This is a genomic window from Bacteroides uniformis (assembly GCF_025147485.1).
Taxonomy (GTDB): domain Bacteria; phylum Bacteroidota; class Bacteroidia; order Bacteroidales; family Bacteroidaceae; genus Bacteroides; species Bacteroides uniformis.
Genome location: NZ_CP102263.1, coordinates 2,057,338 through 2,075,635 on the forward strand (window position 1 = coordinate 2,057,338; position 18,298 = coordinate 2,075,635).

At 45.7% G+C, this 18,298-nt stretch carries 11 protein-coding genes; 8 read left to right on the forward strand and 3 right to left on the reverse strand.

What is annotated here, in order from left to right:
- The first annotated feature begins 58 nt into the window (after positions 1 to 58).
- The 5 genes from NQ510_RS07835 (at position 59) to NQ510_RS07855 (ending at position 8,266) form a co-directional block, all read left to right on the forward strand.
- On the forward strand, positions 59 to 1,048 hold the full coding sequence (locus NQ510_RS07835) for a GSCFA domain-containing protein (RefSeq protein ID WP_034525357.1): 990 nt from the start codon (positions 59 to 61) through the stop codon (positions 1,046 to 1,048).
- A complete protein-coding gene (locus tag NQ510_RS07840) occupies positions 1,024 to 3,549 on the forward strand; it encodes a bifunctional UDP-N-acetylmuramoyl-tripeptide:D-alanyl-D-alanine ligase/alanine racemase (protein ID WP_005823941.1) in 2,526 nt (841 codons plus the stop codon). The genes NQ510_RS07835 and NQ510_RS07840 overlap by 25 nt, the downstream gene beginning before the upstream one ends.
- Positions 3,550 to 3,660: 111 nt before the next feature.
- The gene (locus NQ510_RS07845; RefSeq protein WP_005823939.1) at positions 3,661 to 3,876 is read left to right on the forward strand and encodes a Sec-independent protein translocase subunit TatA/TatB; all 216 of its coding nucleotides are present in this window, start codon (positions 3,661 to 3,663) and stop codon (positions 3,874 to 3,876) included.
- A gap of 137 nt (positions 3,877 to 4,013) precedes the next feature.
- The gene (gene tatC / locus NQ510_RS07850) at positions 4,014 to 4,835 is read left to right on the forward strand and encodes a twin-arginine translocase subunit TatC (RefSeq protein WP_005823936.1); all 822 of its coding nucleotides are present in this window, start codon (positions 4,014 to 4,016) and stop codon (positions 4,833 to 4,835) included.
- Positions 4,832 to 8,266: an AAA domain-containing protein gene (locus tag NQ510_RS07855; RefSeq protein WP_005823935.1), complete on the forward strand. Its 3,435-nt coding sequence runs from the start codon at positions 4,832 to 4,834 to the stop codon at positions 8,264 to 8,266. Before tatC ends, NQ510_RS07855 begins: the two co-directional genes overlap by 4 nt.
- Before the next feature lie 321 nt (positions 8,267 to 8,587).
- Here NQ510_RS07855 and NQ510_RS07860 read toward each other — a convergent pair whose 3' ends face one another.
- The 3 genes from NQ510_RS07860 to NQ510_RS07870 all read right to left on the reverse strand — a co-directional run bounded on the left by NQ510_RS07860 (position 8,588) and on the right by NQ510_RS07870 (position 12,595).
- Positions 8,588 to 10,078, reverse strand: coding sequence for an MFS transporter (locus NQ510_RS07860; RefSeq protein ID WP_009037147.1), 1,491 nt, complete (start codon positions 10,076 to 10,078; stop codon positions 8,588 to 8,590).
- 141 nt (positions 10,079 to 10,219) lie between these two features.
- Positions 10,220 to 11,176: a 5-dehydro-4-deoxy-D-glucuronate isomerase gene (gene kduI / locus NQ510_RS07865; RefSeq protein ID WP_005823932.1), complete on the reverse strand. Its 957-nt coding sequence runs from the start codon at positions 11,174 to 11,176 to the stop codon at positions 10,220 to 10,222.
- A 27-nt stretch (positions 11,177 to 11,203) separates the two neighbouring features.
- Entirely contained in the window at positions 11,204 to 12,595 is a 1,392-nt protein-coding gene (locus NQ510_RS07870) for a PTS galactitol transporter subunit IIC (protein WP_005823931.1), read from the reverse strand.
- Positions 12,596 to 13,062: 467 nt separating this feature from the next.
- Between NQ510_RS07870 and NQ510_RS07875 the strand changes: the two genes are divergently transcribed.
- From NQ510_RS07875 to NQ510_RS07885, 3 genes are all read left to right on the forward strand, one after another.
- On the forward strand, positions 13,063 to 13,629 hold the full coding sequence (locus NQ510_RS07875; protein ID WP_005823929.1) for an RNA polymerase sigma-70 factor: 567 nt from the start codon (positions 13,063 to 13,065) through the stop codon (positions 13,627 to 13,629).
- 104 nt (positions 13,630 to 13,733) lie between these two features.
- Positions 13,734 to 14,909 (forward strand): FecR family protein, encoded by a 1,176-nt coding sequence (locus NQ510_RS07880; protein ID WP_005823927.1) that lies wholly within the window; start codon positions 13,734 to 13,736, stop codon positions 14,907 to 14,909.
- A gap of 18 nt (positions 14,910 to 14,927) precedes the next feature.
- The gene (locus NQ510_RS07885) at positions 14,928 to 18,284 is read left to right on the forward strand and encodes a TonB-dependent receptor (protein WP_005823925.1); all 3,357 of its coding nucleotides are present in this window, start codon (positions 14,928 to 14,930) and stop codon (positions 18,282 to 18,284) included.
- Positions 18,285 to 18,298 lie beyond the last annotated feature (14 nt).

Below are 18,298 nucleotides of genomic sequence, written 5' to 3' on the forward strand. Positions count from 1 at the left end.
AGCAAGTAGGTTGGTACATCCTTTTTCCCGAATGTGAATGTTTTTTTATTCCGAGCTTATGAATCTTTATACGCCTGTAGAAGTAGTTTCCGGTATGCCCCTTCTTTCGCAAGAGAATAATCTGTTGCTGATGGGTTCTTGTTTTGCATCCGAGATGGGACAAAGGCTGGCGGATGCCAAGTTCTGTTGTGACGTCAATCCTTATGGTGTGCTTTATAATCCTTTTTCCATTTCTGTGGCATTGCGTGAAATCATTGCGGGCAAATGCTACAATGAAAACGACATTTTCCTCTTTCATGGACTTTGGCACAGTGCCATGCATCATGGTAGCTTCTCCTCAGTCTCTGCAGAGGAAACATTGGCAGGTATTAACGGACGTTTGAAAAGCGCCCATGAAAGATTGGATCGGTTGGATTGTCTGCTACTGACTTTCGGCTCTGCTTGGGTATATGAAAATAAAAAGACGGGAACTATAGTTGCCAACTGCCATAAGCAACCTGAGTCTTGCTTTACTCGTCACATGCTTTCCGTCAGTGAAATAGTGTCTGACTACACCTCTTTGCTTTCCGGTTTGCTGGCGCGGATTCCCCGGCTGAAAATATTGTTTACCGTCAGCCCCATCCGCCACGTGCGTGACGGAATGCATGCCAACCAGCTCAGTAAAGCTACCTTGCTGCTTGCCGTGAATCAGTTGCAAGCCACTTTCCCAAAACATGTTTTCTATTTTCCGGCATACGAGCTGTTGCTCGACGAGCTTCGTGACTATCGCTTCTATGCAGGAGACATGGTGCATCCTTCTGAAATAGCCATTCGCTATATCTGGGAAAGGTTTATTCGGTCGTGCATCTCTGCCGATGCGTTACGGATTATGGAAGAAAGTGAAAATATCCGTAAGATGTTGTCGCATAAGCCATTTTATCCTGCTTCAGAAGAGTATAAGCGTTTTTTAGGACAAATTGTGTTAAAAATAGACCAACTTAACGGAAAATACCCGTACTTAGATTTCCAAAAAGAGAGAGAAATATGTCGTATTCGATTGAAAGCATAACCGAAAGTATTGGCGCACGGCGTGTGGGAAACGTGCCGGCTACCATAGACTGGCTGCTCACAGACAGCCGTTCCCTGAATTTTCCTGAGGAAACATTATTCTTTGCCTTGACCACCAAGAGGAATGACGGTGCGCGCTATATCGCAGATTTATATGCCCGTGGAGTACGTAATTTTGTGCTTAGCGAAGAAAGCTTTAGATTAATTGAGCATGGAGAATTGAAAATTGATAATGATGCGCAGCAACCCGCTATCCATTTTCAATCTTCCACTGTCAACTACCTTATTGTTTCCAATCCGCTGAAAGCCCTGCAAAAACTGGCAGAACAGCATAGGAACCGGTTCCAGATACCAGTCATCGGTATTACGGGAAGCAACGGAAAGACAGTTGTGAAGGAATGGCTGCACCAGTTGCTCAGTCCGGAACGTGCCATTATCCGTTCTCCCCGTAGTTATAACTCCCAGATTGGAGTACCTTTGTCTGTGTGGCAGATGAACGAACAGTCTGAACTTGCTATTTTTGAAGCCGGTATTTCCGAACCGGGGGAAATGCGCGCTTTGCAGAACATCATTAAGCCTACCATAGGCATCCTGACCAATATAGGAGGGGCTCACCAGGAAAATTTCTTCTCGTTACAGGAGAAGTGTATGGAGAAGTTGATGCTTTTCAAGAATTGTGATGTAGTGATTTATAATGGTGACGATGAGTTCGTCAGCAACTGTGTGGCGAAGTCCATGCTTTCTGCACGTGAGATTGCGTGGAGCCGGAAGGATATGGAACGTCCTTTATATATAAGTAAAGTGGAGAAACAGGATGACTGTACTGTCATTTCCTATCGTTATCTGGATATGGACAATACGTTTACCTTGCCGTTCATAGATGATGCTTCCATCGAGAACTCGCTGAACTGTCTGGCCGCATGCCTCTATCTGATGCTTCCTGCCGAACGGATTACGGAACGTATGGCAAAGCTGGAACCCATCGCCATGCGTTTGGAAGTCAAGGAGGGAAAAAACAACTGTCTGTTGATTAACGACAGTTATAATTCTGACCTTGGCTCATTGGATATTGCACTCGATTTTCTTTACCGCCGTTCGCAAAGTAAGGGATTGAGGCGGACCTTGATTCTTTCGGATATATTGGAGACCGGTCAGAATACGCCGACACTTTACCGACAAGTGGCACAGCTGGTAAACAGCCGCGGCATTGAACGCATCATAGGTGTAGGAAATGAAATCTCTTCCTGCGCTGCACGCTTTAATATAGAGAAGACCTTTTATCCGGATACGGCAGCTTTGATACGCACTATCCAGCGTGGGGAACTGCGCCTTGAAAACGAAATTATTCTGATTAAGGGTGCACGTAAGTTCGGTTTTGACTCCTTGACGGAAGTATTGGAGAAGAAGGTGCACGAAACTATCCTGGAGGTTAATCTTGGAGCGATGATTGCCAATCTGAACTATTATCGTGGCAAGTTGAAGCCGGAAACAAAGATGGTCTGCATGGTGAAAGCCTCCGCTTACGGTGCAGGTTCTTATGAGATAGCCAAGACTTTGCAGGAACATCATGTCGATTATCTTGCTGTGGCAGTTGCCGACGAAGGCTCCGAACTCCGCAAAGCGGGTATCACAGCGAACATCATTATCATGAATCCTGAGATGACTGCTTTCAAGACCATGTTCGATTACAAGCTGGAGCCCGAAGTATATAGCTTCCATCTGCTGGACGCTTTGATTAAAGAAGCGGAAAAGGAAGGTATCACAAACTTCCCCATCCACATAAAGCTGGATACCGGTATGCACCGCCTGGGGTTTGCTCTGGAGGATATGCCCCGGCTGATAGAACGGCTGAAGGGACAGAATGCCGTGATTGCCCGTTCCGTCTTCTCACATTTGGTAGGGAGCGATTCGCAGCAATTCGACAGTTTTACACGCCGGCAGATAGAAATGTTCGAAAAAGCGTCCATGGAATTGCAGGGAGCTTTTCCGCATAAGATACTTCGCCATATCTGCAATTCTGCAGGTATCGAGCGTTTCCCGGGGGCGCAATTCGATATGGTGCGTCTGGGTATCGGTCTTTATGGTGTCAATCCCATAGACAATTCCATTATGAATAATGTGAGCACGTTAAAGACTACCATCCTCCAAATACGTGATGTTCCTGAAGAGGATACGGTTGGGTATAGCCGGAAAGGGCATCTCACCCGTCCGTCACGTATAGCGGCTCTTCCCATTGGTTATGCCGACGGTCTGAATCGCCATCTTGGAAACGGACATGCCTATTGTCTTGTAAACGGCCAACGGGCTGTCTATGTAGGGAATATCTGCATGGATGTCTGTATGATTGATGTAACGGACATCGATTGCAAGGAGGGTGACAGTGTGGAAATTTTTGGTAATCATCTGCCTATAACCGTTCTTTCCGATGCGCTTGCAACTATTCCTTATGAGGTGTTGACAAGCGTTTCTACGCGGGTAAAACGTGTTTATTATCAAGACTGAAGATAGGGGGCAGGGATTAGGGGATGGAGATTACAATAAAATTAATCCTTAATCCTTAATCCCTAATCCTTAATTTTTCTATCTTTGCATTATAATTAATCAGATATAACTATGACAAACTTACTTTTATTAGGCTTTCTGCCCAGCGGCTCCGAATGGATAATTATTGCATTGGTCATCTTACTATTGTTTGGCGGTAAGAAAATTCCCGAATTGATGCGTGGTTTGGGCAAAGGAGTGAAGAGCTTCAAGGATGGTGTGAATGAAGCCAAAGAAGAGATAAACAAGGCTCAGGAAGATTTGGATAAACCAGCTGAAAAGAAATAAAAGGATTTACTATTTGACTATTTACGATTTACTATTTGATACTCTGCAAATTGCAGAAGTATGGGTAGACTTGTTATCTTTCATTCCACTGCGTAGCCCAAATAGTAAATCGTAAAATAGTAAATGCATTGGTGTTTATGGCAGAAAAAGAGCTAACCTTTTGGGATCACTTGGACGAGTTGCGCCGGGTACTGTTTCGTGTGCTTGGTGTGTGGTTTGTATTGGCTATCGGTTATTTTATTGCCATGCCTTATCTGTTTGACAACGTGATACTGGCTCCTTGCCATAACGACTTTGTTTTCTATGACCTGCTCCGTTGGATAGGGCAGAAATTGGATTTGAAGGATGAATTCTTTACTCAAGAGTTTCATGTGAAACTCATCAATATCAATCTTGCCGCACCGTTCTTTGTCCACATGTCTACCGCTTTCTGGATGTCGGTGGTTACGGCTGCTCCTTATATATTCTATGAAATCTGGCGCTTTGTAAGCCCTGCCCTTTATCCAAACGAGCGTAAAGGGGTGAGGAAAGCGCTGGGTATAGGTACGGTGATGTTTTTCATCGGTGTGTCGCTGGGGTATTTTATGGTCTATCCACTGACTTTGCGTTTCCTTTCTACTTATCAATTGAGTGCAGCCATCGAGAATCAAATTTCCCTGAACTCGTACATTGACAATTTCATGATGCTGGTGCTTTGCATGGGGCTGGCATTCGAACTGCCGCTGGTGACATGGCTGCTTTCCCTGCTGGGACTGGTGCACAAGACCTTTTTGCGGAAATACCGCCGTCATGCTGTTGTCATCATTGTTATTGCCTCGGCCATCATTACTCCGACCGGTGACCCGTTTACCTTGACAGTAGTGGCGGTGCCGCTTTATCTGCTCTATGAGTTGAGTATCCTGATGATAAAGGATAAAAAAACTGATGATGAAGCGGAAGAAGTGGAGACAGAGGAATGACGGATTGTGAAGTAAAAGAATATTTTAGTATATTGCAGGAAGCCTGCCACGTTGAGGAAAGCTCCCTGGATGTGGCCTATCGGCAATTGCGCGAATTGCTGGAGCGTTTGTGCCGTACACAGATGCCCGACGGAAGCTTGCAGATGACGGACCTTTCTGCACGTATCAGTTTCGTGGCTTCGAAGGCCGGACTTTCCACCGTGGAACAGAACCGTCTGCATACCTTCCGGCTGACCTCCAATGCTATTCTGAACCGCCAGACGGAACCGCAACGTGAACAGTTGTTGCGTGATGCCAAGACACTGGCATTCTTTGTCAAGCGCTTGACAGGGGAGGAGATACCTGCCGGGCTTTATCGCCTGCTGCCCCGTGCGGATGCCACCTATATAGTGGCGCCGCCCGCCAAAGAGCAGATAAAGCGCATGCGCGTCTGTTTTCAGTATGCCGATGATACTTACTTATATGTACTGCCAGTAGACACTGTGGCCGATGAGCCGTTACGTGTCCGTTACAATGTACCTCAGATTAATGAAGAGTTTGCAGAAACCTGCCGGATTCTGTGGCGGCATGCCCAGGTCAATCTGCTGGATGTTACGGTGGACGAAGCCGGCATACTTACTCCTTCCTTTATTGTACTTGAGCCCGATTACTTGATAGACATCAGTTCGCTTGCCGAATGCTTTAAGGATTACGGACATCATCCTGCCAACTATATCCTGGCACGGCTCCAGTCGCCGGACAATACCCGTCCGTTACTGTTGGGTAATATTGCCAACCTCTTTCTGGACGAGTGGATTCATGCCAAGGAGGCACCCGATTATTTGGCATGCATGAAGAAGGCCTTCCGTTCTTATCCCATTGAGCTGGCAGCATGTGCCGACCTGCGCGACCGGGAGAAGGAAGCCGAATTCTTTTCCGATTGCAAGCGCCATTTCGACAATATCCGCCGGACGGTGACAGAAACATTCCGTGCATCCGGCTATGAACTCGATAGGACTGATGCCGTGCTGGAACCCTCTTACATCTGTGAAGCATTGGGTTTGCAAGGGCGTCTGGACTACATGCAGCGGGATATGACCTCGTTCATTGAAATGAAGTCCGGTAAGGCGGACGAGTATTCCATCCGTGGTAAGGTGGAGCCTAAAGAAAACAATAAGGTACAGATGTTGCTCTATCAGGCTGTGTTGGAGTATTCTATGGGAATGGACCATCGACGTGTAAAGGCCTACCTGCTCTATACCCGTTATCCGTTGCTTTATCCGGCACGTCCTTCGTGGGCAATGGTGCGCCGTGTGATGGATGTGCGTAACCGGATTGTAGCCAATGAATATGGCATCCAGTTACGGAACAGCCCGCAGTATACGGCAGAGCGCCTGAAAGACATTCATCCGGACACCTTGAACGAGCGCGGTTTGGACAATACCTTGTGGAAACGTTTCCTTTACCCTTCCATCGATGCCGTAGCGCAACGCATCCGTTCGCTTTCGTCGTTGGAACAAAGCTATTTTTATACGCTCTATAATTTTATAACCAAGGAACTCTATACCTCCAAATCTGGAGATGTGGATTATGAAGGACGTACCGGCGCTGCCGCCCTCTGGCTTTCCACACTGGCTGAGAAATGTGAGGCAGGTGAAATTCTGTACGATTTGGCTATTTGCGAGAATCATGCGGCAGATGCGCATAAACCGTATTTGTCCCTCAGAACGAAGCAAATGGTTGCTTCCCGGCAGGAGCGGGTTCTGCCCAATTTCCGCCAGGGTGATGCGGTGGTTCTTTACGAACGGAATACGGATACCGACAACGTTACCAACAAGATGGTGTTTAAAGGTAATATAGAGTGCATATCCGATGACGAGGTTTGTATCCGTCTTCGTGCCACCCAGCAGAATGCGGGTGTATTGCCTGTTGCTAGCCTCTATGCCATAGAGCACGACTATATGGACACCTCCTTTCGTAGCATGTATCTGGGACTTTCCGCTTTCCTTTCTGCCACCCAAAGACGGCGTGACTTGTTGTTGGGGCAGCGCTCTCCCGAATTCGATACTTCTTTGGATGCCGCTATTACGACCGCTCCGGATGATTTTTCGCGGATTATTCTGAAAGCGCAGGCTGCTCGCGACTATTTCCTTTTAATCGGTCCGCCGGGTACTGGCAAGACCTCTCGCGCGCTGCGGGGCATGGTAGAAGCCTTTTACCGGGAGGGGAAACAGATTCTACTGCTTTCGTATACCAATCGTGCTGTAGATGAAATCAGTAAGGCGCTGGCTTCCATTGAGCCTGAAATAGACTTTATCCGTTTAGGCAGTGAGTTGTCTTGCGATGACTCATTCCGCCCGTATCTGATTGAGAATGTGTTGGAACCTTGTGCCACTCGGCGGCAGGTGCAGGAGCGCATTGCCCGTTGCCGTGTTTTTGTCGGTACGGTTGCCACGCTCTCATCCAAGACCGAACTTTTCCGGTTGAAGACTTTTGATGTAGCGATTGTGGATGAGGCTACCCAAATTTTGGAACCACAACTGCTGGGGTTACTCTGTACCCGCAATCCCGCAGGCGCGGATGCCATCGGCAAATTTATTTTGATAGGTGACCATAAGCAGCTACCCGCAGTGGTCTTGCAGTCGTCCGAGCAGTCGGAAGTGTGTGACGAAGCTTTGCAGGCCATCGGATTGTATAATTTGAAAGATTCCCTTTTCGAACGCCTTTATAGGAATCTCTCCAAGGAAAGTGCCAATCGCCAGGCATCAACCTCTCATTCTTCATCTTTTATCCCTCATCCCTCCTACGACATGCTCTGCCGTCAGGGTCGTATGAATATCGAGGTAGCTTTGTTTCCTAACCGGGCTTTTTACGGTGGTCTGTTGGAACCGGTTGGTCTGCCGCACCAGCAGGGAGAGCTGACTCTTGCTCCTGAGCTGTGTGATTGTGAGTTTGCCGGCTTGCTGACTCGTCGTGTCGCTTTTCTGCCTGCCGCAGTCGAACCGCCGGCACAGTCGGCCAAGATGAACCATTCGGAGGCGCGGATTGTGGCACGGTTGGCAGCGGCTATCTATCGGCAGTATGCAGCTGTTTCCGGTTTTAACCCGGCTGTCACTTTAGGTGTCATCACTCCTTATCGCAGTCAGATAGCCTTGATTAAGAAAGAGATTGCCGCTTTGGGTATTGCTCCTTTGGAGGATATATTGGTAGACACCGTGGAACGCTTCCAAGGTAGCGAACGGGATGTCATTATCTACTCTTTCTGTGTGAACCGGGCTTATCAGTTGAAGTTTCTGGCAAATATGACGGAGGAAAACGGTACTCGGATTGACCGGAAATTGAATGTAGCCCTTACTCGTGCCCGCAAGCAGATGTTTATGACAGGAGTGCCGCAACTATTGAAACTTAATCCTATTTATGCCGAGCTCTTGTCTGTAGTTTGCCATTCGTAACCGTCTTATTTAGTAAATCTTAAATATTTTCTGCTTCTTTATAGAGTTTATTAATAACGCTGTGTGAGATAAACCATTATCTTTGCATCACGTTTTTTTCATAGAGATTTAGATTTAAGGTTAGAAGAATTGTGGAAGTCGTGAGACTTCCCTTTTTTTCATCTTAAATTGTGTTCCATTTACAGTTTTTTGTTTTTGACTGTAATTGAACGAAGAAAAGCCATTTCGTGAGAAAAGGCTTTTTTTGTGCGGAGTTTGCAAGGCATGTAATGCAGTTTGCAAACTCCGCATGATTCTGAATATCTATATAGAGACTTCTGATTAGTCCACTATAATCGGTTTGTACTTCGGAACCAGTGCCTTCATGATGCACCAGCCTATCAGGTAGGACACTGCACATACACAGAAGATGATGAAATATCCGGCAGGCTTGCCCTGGAATCCAAGAAATACCATTTGTGTCTTGTCGGCATAGTCGAACAGCAAACCGGAACTCATGTTGATAAGGAATGAGCTGATACCGCCCGCCATACCTCCGATTCCCACAATGGTGGCAATGGTGCTCTTGGGAAACATATCACCTACCACAGAATAGATGTTGGCCGACCAGGACTGATGGGCAGCGCCTGCAATACCTATGATGATAATCGGGAACCAATAGGCTTGTTCGCCAAATACTTCCTTGTTGCCCAATGGCTGTGCAAACAATGCCAATAGCGGGAACAGTGCAAAGATGAACATGGCCTGCATGCGTGCGGCGTAGGGGTTCTTACCGGTTTTGTTGATAATGATGGTGGGCAATTTCCCGCCATAGACGGACAACATCGTGATGGCATAGAGCACAAAGATAAGCATCTGTGCCGTGGGAGTATCTGAGGAGAATCCGTAAACGTCCGAAATGTATGCGGGTGCCCAGAAGAGGAAGAACCACCATACACCGTCAGTCATGAATTTGCCGAAAAATACAGCCCAGGTTTGCGGATATTTGAAACATTGCAGGAAAGAAATGCTCTTTTCATCCTTGGTTGTCGGAGTAGTCGCCTTTTTATCCTTCTCATTGTCTTTGTCTTGTTCTATATATGCCAGCTCAGCTGCGTTTACGTGTGGATTTTCATCAGGTTTCTTGTACATGAATATCCACAGTCCCATCCAGATGAAACCCAATCCGCCGATAACGATAAAAGCCATTTCCCAGCCGTTGCCCACGCCCATGCGTTGGAAGTAGCGGGCCAGGGTAGGGATACACAATGGGGCTATCAGTGCTCCGATGGTAGAGCCGGCATTGAATATGGAAGTGGAGAAGGCACGGTCTTTCTTTGGAAAATATTCGGCAGTCACCTTGATGGCGGCAGGAAAGTTTCCTGCTTCACCGATGCCCAGTATGATACGGGCGGCAATGAAGTAGTAAACGCTGGTGATGGCTATGGTAGAGGCCAATGCACCGGTAGCGCTAATCATGTTGGCGGCATTTTCAATGCCGAGGGTCATTTCTGTGGCAAGTCCGCAGAGGGCGTGCATACAAGCACCGATAGACCATACGGCAATGGCCCATAAATACCCTTTTTTCGTTCCCATCCAGTCGATGAAACGTCCGGCAAACAGATTGCCTAAGGCATAGACGATGGAAAAGATAGCTGTGATGTAGCCGTAGTGTGTATCGGTCCAGTGGAATTCGGGGGAGATGAAATCTTTCCAGGTCAATGAAAGAACCTGGCGGTCGAGGTAATTGACGGTTGTCGCGAAGAATAGCATGGCGCAGATAATCCAACGGTAATTGGTCATCCGCCCTGCGGTGTTTTGAAATGTACTCATGATAATAGATTTATATTTTGATGCAAATGTAGGGGTTTGTGTGTTGTTCGAGGTGTAATATTGAGTAAAAAGGATGTAGAAAATGACAAAAATAGGCATGGATTATTTAAGTCCATGCCTATCGGACGTTGCAGGGCAACTTTATTTCATATCGATGTATTTGATTTCGTCTTTGTCGCTGTATTTCAGGTTTTCACCGCCCATACCCCAGATGAAAGTATAGTTGCTGGTTCCGGCAGCAGCGTGGATGGACCATTCGGGAGAAGTGATGGCTTGTTCGTTGTGCAGCCATATCAAACGTTCTTCCTGCGGTTCGCCCATCAGGTGACAGATAGCGTTGCCGGGTTTCAGGTTGAAGTAGTAGTAAGCTTCCATGCGGCGAGTGTGCGTGTGGGCAGGCATGGTATTCCATACAGAGCCGGGAGCCAGTTCCGTGAGTCCCATCTGCAACTGGTTGGTACCGCCGTCTTTCACTCTTTCCAGTACATCTTTCACAATCAGCTGGTTTACGATACGGTCGTTGCTGTCTTCCATTTTTCCATAATGGTCGGAGATGCCCAGTGCATATTTCTTGGGGTTGGCTTTCTGAAGCTTGGCATCGGTGGTAATCAGCTGAGTAACATAGGGTTTGTAGGCCGGGGCCGAGTTGATGTAGAACTTGGCGGGATTGGTAGCGTCGTTGCTCTTGAAGGTTACTTCCTTATTTCCGCAGCCTACGTAAAGGGCTTCCTTATACTTCATGGGGTATTCCTTACCGTCTACAGTAACCACTCCGTCACCGCCGGTATTGATGACACCCAGTTCGCGGCGTTCGAGGAAGTAAGTGATTTCCGGACCCAGTTCACGGAACACTTCCAACTTCAATGTCTTGTTCACCGGCATGGCGCCACCGTAAATCAATCGGTCGTAGAGGGTGTAGGTTACGTTGATTTCATCCGGAGCCATCACTTTGTCCATCATGAATCTGCTGCGCAGAAGTTCCGTGTCATAATGCTTCACGTCCTGCGGATGGCAGGCGGTCTGCACTTTGTAATTCACTTGGGCATTGGCTGCCATGGCAGCTGCTCCCATCATAAATGCAAGTACTAACTTTTTCATAATCCGTTACTATTTAATTTTTAACTTTTAATTTTTGATTGATTTCTGGTATTTGATGATAGCACGACGGTTCATAATCATCAGGAACAATGTGCATAATACAAGGATACCGGAGCCTATCCATTTCAACGAGTAGGTCAGGTGGAAAATGACCCAAGCAAAGGGGCTGGATGCAAAATCCAGTGCGCCGCCTTCAAAGCCGGCGGGGATATTCACGGCAGCATCTTGTGTCTTCTCGTATACATCGTGGGCTGCTTGTGTGAAATAGGGGGCGAGGTCTGTTACGAAATAAAGACCGATGGTCAGTACAACGAGTCCGATGATGAACGTCTTTACTACATTTCCTTTCGTGATGGGCAGTACCAGTGGGAAGAGGTAGAACATTCCGGCCAGCGATGCCAGAGGCAGGAACTGGTTACCCGGCAGGATGACAGCCAGCAGTATGGTTACGGGAATCAGCAGCAGGGAAACCACCAGCGTTGCAGGATGGCCGATAACCAATGCGGGGCTCATACCGATGTTCAGGCCGACAGCACCTTTGAACTTCTTGGCAATCAGCTCGCGGGTAGCATCAGAAATAGGCTTCAAGCCTTCGATGAACAAAGCGGTGATACGCGGAATCAGCTCCATTACGGCGCCCATCTTGATACCCAAACCTAATATATAAGGTATCTTGTCTACCAGTTCCTGACCGTTCTTGCAAGACAAAGCACCGATACCGCAACCGACCAGAATACCCAGGAACAGAGGCTCACCCAGCAAACCGAATTTCTTCTTCATGCCTTCCGCATCAATGTTCAATTTGTCAAAACCGGGGATTTTGTCCAATGCTTTATTGATGACTACGGCAAATGGAACGAAACCTGCGCAGAAAGGCTGGGGAATGGAGATACCCTCCATCTTGTCGTAGAATCCCTGGAATTTGTCGGCGGTATAGTCGGCCATAATCAGGGTAATGATGTAGCAGATAATAGCGGCGAAGAAACCCCACCAGATATTGTCGCTGGCAAAATAAACGACTGCGCCGATAAATGCGAAATGCCAGTAGTTCCAAAGGTCGATATTGACCGTACGGGTCGTTTTCGTTAATAACATCAGAAGATTTACTCCCAAACATACCGGAATGATGAATGCACCCACCGATGTGTTATAGGCTACAGCCGCAGCTGCAGGCCATCCCATATCGAATACTTTCAACTGAAGACCGTAAATTTCAACGACTTGGCTCAGAGCAGGACCGAGGCTGCTGGTCAACAGCGCAGTGACAACTGACAGACCTACGAAACCGACACCTACCAGCAGACCACTCTTTAGCGCCTTACTGAATTTGATGCCGATGCATACTCCCAAAATTGTAAAGATTATAGGCATCATCACTGCTGCTCCTAAGCCGATGATATAGCCGAAAACTTGTTCCATTCTCTTGTGATTTAATTAGGTAATTGAGTTTGTTTTTGCAATAGTATGAATTAAAAACCGGGTCAAAAATAAGACCTTTTCTCAATTAATCAAACTCGAAAAGCATAATTATTTAGTAAATGGGACAATTTTGAACGAAATTGGTCGTTATCGTGCACAAAATTGCTCGTTTTCGTACACGAAAACCAAATAATACACTCTCTGCATTGAAAAGTATACATAGGAAAAACAACAATTTTGGGTGGAGTGAACTTTAATCCAGTTTACTGTGTTATTATAAGACATTGAAACAAACCGGACTATAATGATATATTTGATTTTTTTATTGGCAATAGGACTATTGGTCGGATGGAGCTTATGGAAAGCTCCATCCGATATTGATTTATGGGGAAAAGATTTAGAGGATTGATAGTTATATTGGTTATATTCTGAAAATTTAACTATATTAGCGCCCGAAAAGCATAAATATGGCGCTAAATCTGATAAAAAAGGATAAATCCCACTCTGTTGTAAGCATTAAGCTGGATGAGCAAGAGTTTCATAATATTTTTAAGGAATATTATGCGGCGCTTTGTTCTTTCGCGTTCCAATACATGGAGGATGCGGATATGTCAGCAGATATAGTACAAGACGTATTTGCCAAGTTGTGGCAGATAAGAGACGATTTCTTTTATCTTCATCAGGTGAAAGCTTTTCTTTATACGGCCGTACGTAACCATGCCTTGAACGAACTTGAGCATTCGAAGGTAGCTCATGAATACGAGCAAAAGATTATAGCCAAAAAAGCAGATGCTTTTTTTCGTGATGCGATTGTGGAAGAAGAGACTTTCCGGATTCTGTCAGAAGCTATAGAGAAACTTCCTACCCAAATGAGAGCCATCATGCAGTTGGCTCTGGAAGGTAAAAAGAATGCAGAAATAGCAGAGCGTCTCAATGTCTCTCCCGAAACGGTACATACTCTTAAAAAAGTGGCTTATAAAAAGCTTCGTGCATTCCTTACCGATTATTATTATTGCCTTCTGTTATTTATCTAAAAGCACATTTTTTTCTATTTTTTCAAAAAAAAGTCTTTATCGATTCACCATGTTTTCATTTTGGCTTGTATTATCATTAAAGATAGACTAAAACATGCCAAATTATGATAAAAGAGTACTTTCATATAGCTCATCTTATTTCCAGGCACCTATCCGGTGAAGTAACACCGGAAGAGAGCCGTTTTTTGGATAAATGGCGCAAAGAGAGCAAAAGCCATGAGCAGCTTTTCCAAAAGATTTGTAGTGATGAACATTATGCACAGCACGAAATTCGTAAAATGGAGTTTGATTCGCAGGCTGGATGGAAAGGTGTCGAAACACGTATCAAGAGGATGGAGCTCAGAAGGAGACATTTGAAACTGTTACGGTACGTTGCTCTTTTTATTGCACCGGTGCTGATATTGGTTTTTGCATTTCAGGATATTTCTGTACCCCATGTCATGGATGGCAATCAATTATTGGCTGCCCAGCAAATACTGCCGGGTGGAGCCAAAGCTATTCTTACATTGGATAATGGGGAAACGGTTTATCTGGATGAGAATGCCGATGGGCGGCAGTTGCAGTTGGCTGGTAAACAAATACAGATAGATTCGACGACCTTGAACTACAGCGCTGCAGACGGGCAGGTTGTGCTGTCAGCTTTGGCATATAATAAAGTTGAAGTGCCTCGAGGCGGTGAGTATACACTTGTTCTGAATGATGGTACAAAAGTACATCTGAATTCAATGAGCAGTCTACGTTTTCCGCTTGCTTTCGAAGCAGGGAAGCGGGAAGTGGAATTGGCGGGAGAAGCTTATTTTGAAGTAAATAAGACCGGTCATCCCTTCATTGTATCGACTCAAGGTATGCAGATTGAGGTGTTGGGAACAACTTTCAATATTTCGGCCTATCCGGGTGAAGAATATCAGGCGACTCTTGTCAGTGGTTCTGTTAAGGTGGACACCGGGGAGGGACAGAGTCTTGTCTTAAAACCTTCACAGCAGGCATCATTAATTCCCGGGAGCGGGAATATACAAGTGCGTACAGTAGATACTGCCTTCTATACATCATGGGTGAAGGGAAAAATCAATTTTAAAGATCAACGGCTGGAAGATATTATGAGAATCCTTTCAAGGTGGTATAATATTGAAGTGGACTATTCAGACGAAGCGTTAAAGAACCTGCGTTTCGGTTGCTATGTGAACCGTTATGAGGAAATAGCTCCTTTCCTTGAGCTACTGGAAGCGACGGAAAACATACATGTCAAAATCAACGGTAAAACTATTATATTCTATAAATAACCATTTAATAATTTAATTATGACTAAGGAACAGAGCTACACCAGGTTTTGGGAAGGTAGTAAACGTATGTGGATTACATTCCTGTTTTTCAGTTTTATTATGATTGGCTTTGTGCAGGCTGCCAATACGGCGTTTGCCCAGACAACAGTTACTGTAAATGTGCAGGACGCCACTTTAAGTGACGTGTTATGGGAAATTCAACGCCAGACGGATTTTACTTTCATTTATAGTACAAATGACGTAAAGAATGTCAAGGTACGTAATTTGAGGGTCACGAATGGAAAAATCGCAGCAGTGCTGGATGAATGTCTTAAGAATAGCGGATTGGCTTATGTCGTAAAAGACGGGGCCATTGCTATCCGTCCAGCCAATGAAGTGAATGCTGTGAAGGCAGTAGAACAAGCTAATGTTATTTCCGGAACAGTGGTGGATGAGACCGGTGAGCCCGTCATTGGAGCCAATGTTTTGGTCAAAGGTACTACAAACGGTCAGATTACCGATTTGAATGGAGGTTTCTCTATCAAGGTGGAGCATGCATCGGCTACCTTGCTTGTCTCTTATGTCGGCTATGTTCGTCAGGAAGTGAAAGCTACTTCGGGTAAGATATTGAAGATTGTATTGGTGCCGGATGCAAATATGATGGAAGAGGTGGTTGTAACTGGTTACGGTACATTCAAGAAATCTGCTTATGCGGGTTCGGCTGCCAGTGTGAAGAATGAAAAGATTGCCGATGTGCCTTCCGTTTCTTTCCAGGATTTGTTGCAGGGAAATGCTACGGGTGTACAGTTTACTTCTGCTTCCGGCCAGCCGGGTTCTTCAGCTTCTTTGAGTATTCGTGGTATGGGCTCTTTCAATGCCTCCAACTCTCCGCTGTATGTTATTGATGGAGTGCCCGTTACTTCCGGTTCGATAAACTCCATCAGTTCGGATGGTGGTCTGGATGCCATGTCAACCGTCAACACTTCGGATATTGAGAATATTACGATTATCAAGGATGCCGCTGCTGCATCACTCTACGGTTCGCGCGCTGCGAATGGTGTGGTTCTGATTACGACGAAGAAAGGTAAAACCGGTAAGGCTTCTATCAGTTTGAAAGCCGATTGGGGATTCAGTGACTTTGCTATGGATTATCGTCCTACTTTGAGCGGAGCAGAACGTCGCGAATACATATACAATGGTATGGTGCTTGGACAACAGCGCAGCGGCAAATCGGATGCGGATGCCATAGCTTATGCTGATAAGAATATCGACAAATATGCTCCGGTTCCCTGGTGCGGCTATACGGATTGGGGAGATTATCTGTTCAAGAAAGGAAGCCATTCCAGTTATGAGGCTTCCATATCCGGAGGAACTGACAAATTCAAATACTATTCTTCATTGTCCTATCTCAACCAAGAAGGTATTGTAAAAACATCGGGGCTGGAAAGAATTACCGGACGTTTGAATGTTGATTTTCAGGCTACGGATAAATTGAAATTCGGTGCCAACATCATGTTTACCAATCTGAATCAGGATGTATATAGTGAAGGAACCGGTTATACTGCTCCTTTCTACTCCAGCGTAAGCAAATTGACGCCTTCAGATCCGGTTTACAATGAAGATGGAAGCTATAACCAGGACTTGATTTCGTTGTCAAGAAGAAATCCCGTTCTTGCCCAGGAGTACAATTACCAGCGTGAGTATGTTACCCGTATGTTCAATACGATTAATGCCGAATATGAATTTATCAAGGACTTGAAGTTAAAGTCTATTTTGAGCTATGACTATAACATCAGTAAGGGTAAAGAATGGAAAGACTCCCGTACCTCCGACGGTGAGAAGAATAATGGTGGAGCCGAAAAGGCATATAGTGAATATAACAAGTTGGTGTGGTCAAACCAGTTGACTTACAAGACTACTATCCAAAAGGACCACAATTTGGATGCCCTTGTCGGATATGAAATCGATTCCAAGTACAATGATTTCTTGTCGGGATATGCTACTAACTTCCTGACTCCGATAAAGAATGACATTGCCAACGGGCAGACTTTAGAGAGCATAGATGGTTCTTCCAAGAGGTCAAGAATGGTTTCTTACATCACCCGTCTCAACTATGACTACAAGAACAAGTATTATCTGGGTGGGAGCTATCGTATGGATGGCAGTTCACGTTTGCACAGAGATAATCGCTGGGGAAGTTTCTGGTCTGTTTCAGGAGCATGGCGTATTATCGAAGAGGATTTCATGAAACCCACGTCCAAATGGCTGACCGATTTGAAACTCCGTGCATCCTACGGTGTGAATGGTACGTTGCCCTCCGACTTATACGGCTATATGGGCTTGACGAGCCTTAGTGGCGGCTATATGGAGAATCCTGCATTGATTCAGTCGCAGATTGAAAATAGGGATTTGGAATGGGAAACGAATTACAACTTGAATATCGGTCTGGACTTCGGCTTCTTCAACCGTTTGAACTTCACTTTGGAGTACTATACCCGTACTACTAAGAACCTTTTGATGGACTGTCCCGTATCTATGACTACCGGTTTCAGTTCCTATCTGATGAATATCGGTGAGGTGAAGAACCAGGGTGTGGAATTGGAAATCAATTCCAAGAACATTGTGTCCAAAGACTTTGACTGGTCTACCTCTTTCACCCTTTCGCACAACAAGAATAAGATTGTGAAACTGGACGGCGAACAGACCCAGATTATCAGCGGCTCGCAGATTCACATGATTGGCAAGTCCTACCGTACATTCTACATGATAGAATTTGCCGGAATCAACCCCGAGACCGGTGCACCTCAGTTCTATACCAACGACGTGGACGAGAATGGAAACTATATCAAGGAAATCACAGAGAATAACAAGGATGCCAAAGCCATTCCTCTGAAGAAACATGCCGAGCCCAATGTGACCGGTGGTCTCTCTAATACTTTGCGTTACAAGTGGTTCGATTTGAGCTTCATGTTCTCTTATCAGTTCGGTGCTTATGGATATGATAACTGGGCACAGAAAACAGAACATGGCGGCAAGGACTTTACTCTTAATATTCCGGCCTATTATCGTGACAATTGGAAGCAACCGGGAGATATCAGTAAATATGAAGTGTTTATAGAGAAGCCGGCGGTAGCCATGAATGGCGTTACCACTACCCGCCGCTTGCACAGCACGGACTTTATCCGTCTGAAAACGTTGACTTTCGGTGTGACCGTTCCTAAAACATGGACCCGGAAAATCGGCGTAAACAGCCTGCGCCTTTACGCATCTGCCAACAACTTGTGGACTTGGGCCGCTTACGATTTCTATGATCCGGAATCAGTCAGTGCAGGTACAGCCGGCTGGGGAACACCTCCTTTGAAAACAGTAACTTTCGGTCTTAATTTGAATTTCTAACCTCATAATAAAGA

Coding starts and splice junctions, on each gene's coding strand:
- NQ510_RS07870 (WP_005823931.1), bottom strand. CDS start 12,595: ATGGAACAAGTTTTCGGCTATATCATCGGCTTAGGAGCAGCAGTGATG.
- NQ510_RS07855 (WP_005823935.1), top strand. CDS start 4,832: ATGACGGATTGTGAAGTAAAAGAATATTTTAGTATATTGCAGGAAGCC.
- NQ510_RS07880 (WP_005823927.1), top strand. CDS start 13,734: ATGATAAAAGAGTACTTTCATATAGCTCATCTTATTTCCAGGCACCTA.
- NQ510_RS07845 (WP_005823939.1), top strand. CDS start 3,661: ATGACAAACTTACTTTTATTAGGCTTTCTGCCCAGCGGCTCCGAATGG.
- NQ510_RS07840 (WP_005823941.1), top strand. CDS start 1,024: ATGTCGTATTCGATTGAAAGCATAACCGAAAGTATTGGCGCACGGCGT.
- kduI (WP_005823932.1), bottom strand. CDS start 11,176: ATGAAAAAGTTAGTACTTGCATTTATGATGGGAGCAGCTGCCATGGCA.
- tatC (WP_005823936.1), top strand. CDS start 4,014: ATGGCAGAAAAAGAGCTAACCTTTTGGGATCACTTGGACGAGTTGCGC.
- NQ510_RS07860 (WP_009037147.1), bottom strand. CDS start 10,078: ATGAGTACATTTCAAAACACCGCAGGGCGGATGACCAATTACCGTTGG.
- NQ510_RS07835 (WP_034525357.1), top strand. CDS start 59: ATGAATCTTTATACGCCTGTAGAAGTAGTTTCCGGTATGCCCCTTCTT.
- NQ510_RS07885 (WP_005823925.1), top strand. CDS start 14,928: ATGACTAAGGAACAGAGCTACACCAGGTTTTGGGAAGGTAGTAAACGT.
- NQ510_RS07875 (WP_005823929.1), top strand. CDS start 13,063: ATGGCGCTAAATCTGATAAAAAAGGATAAATCCCACTCTGTTGTAAGC.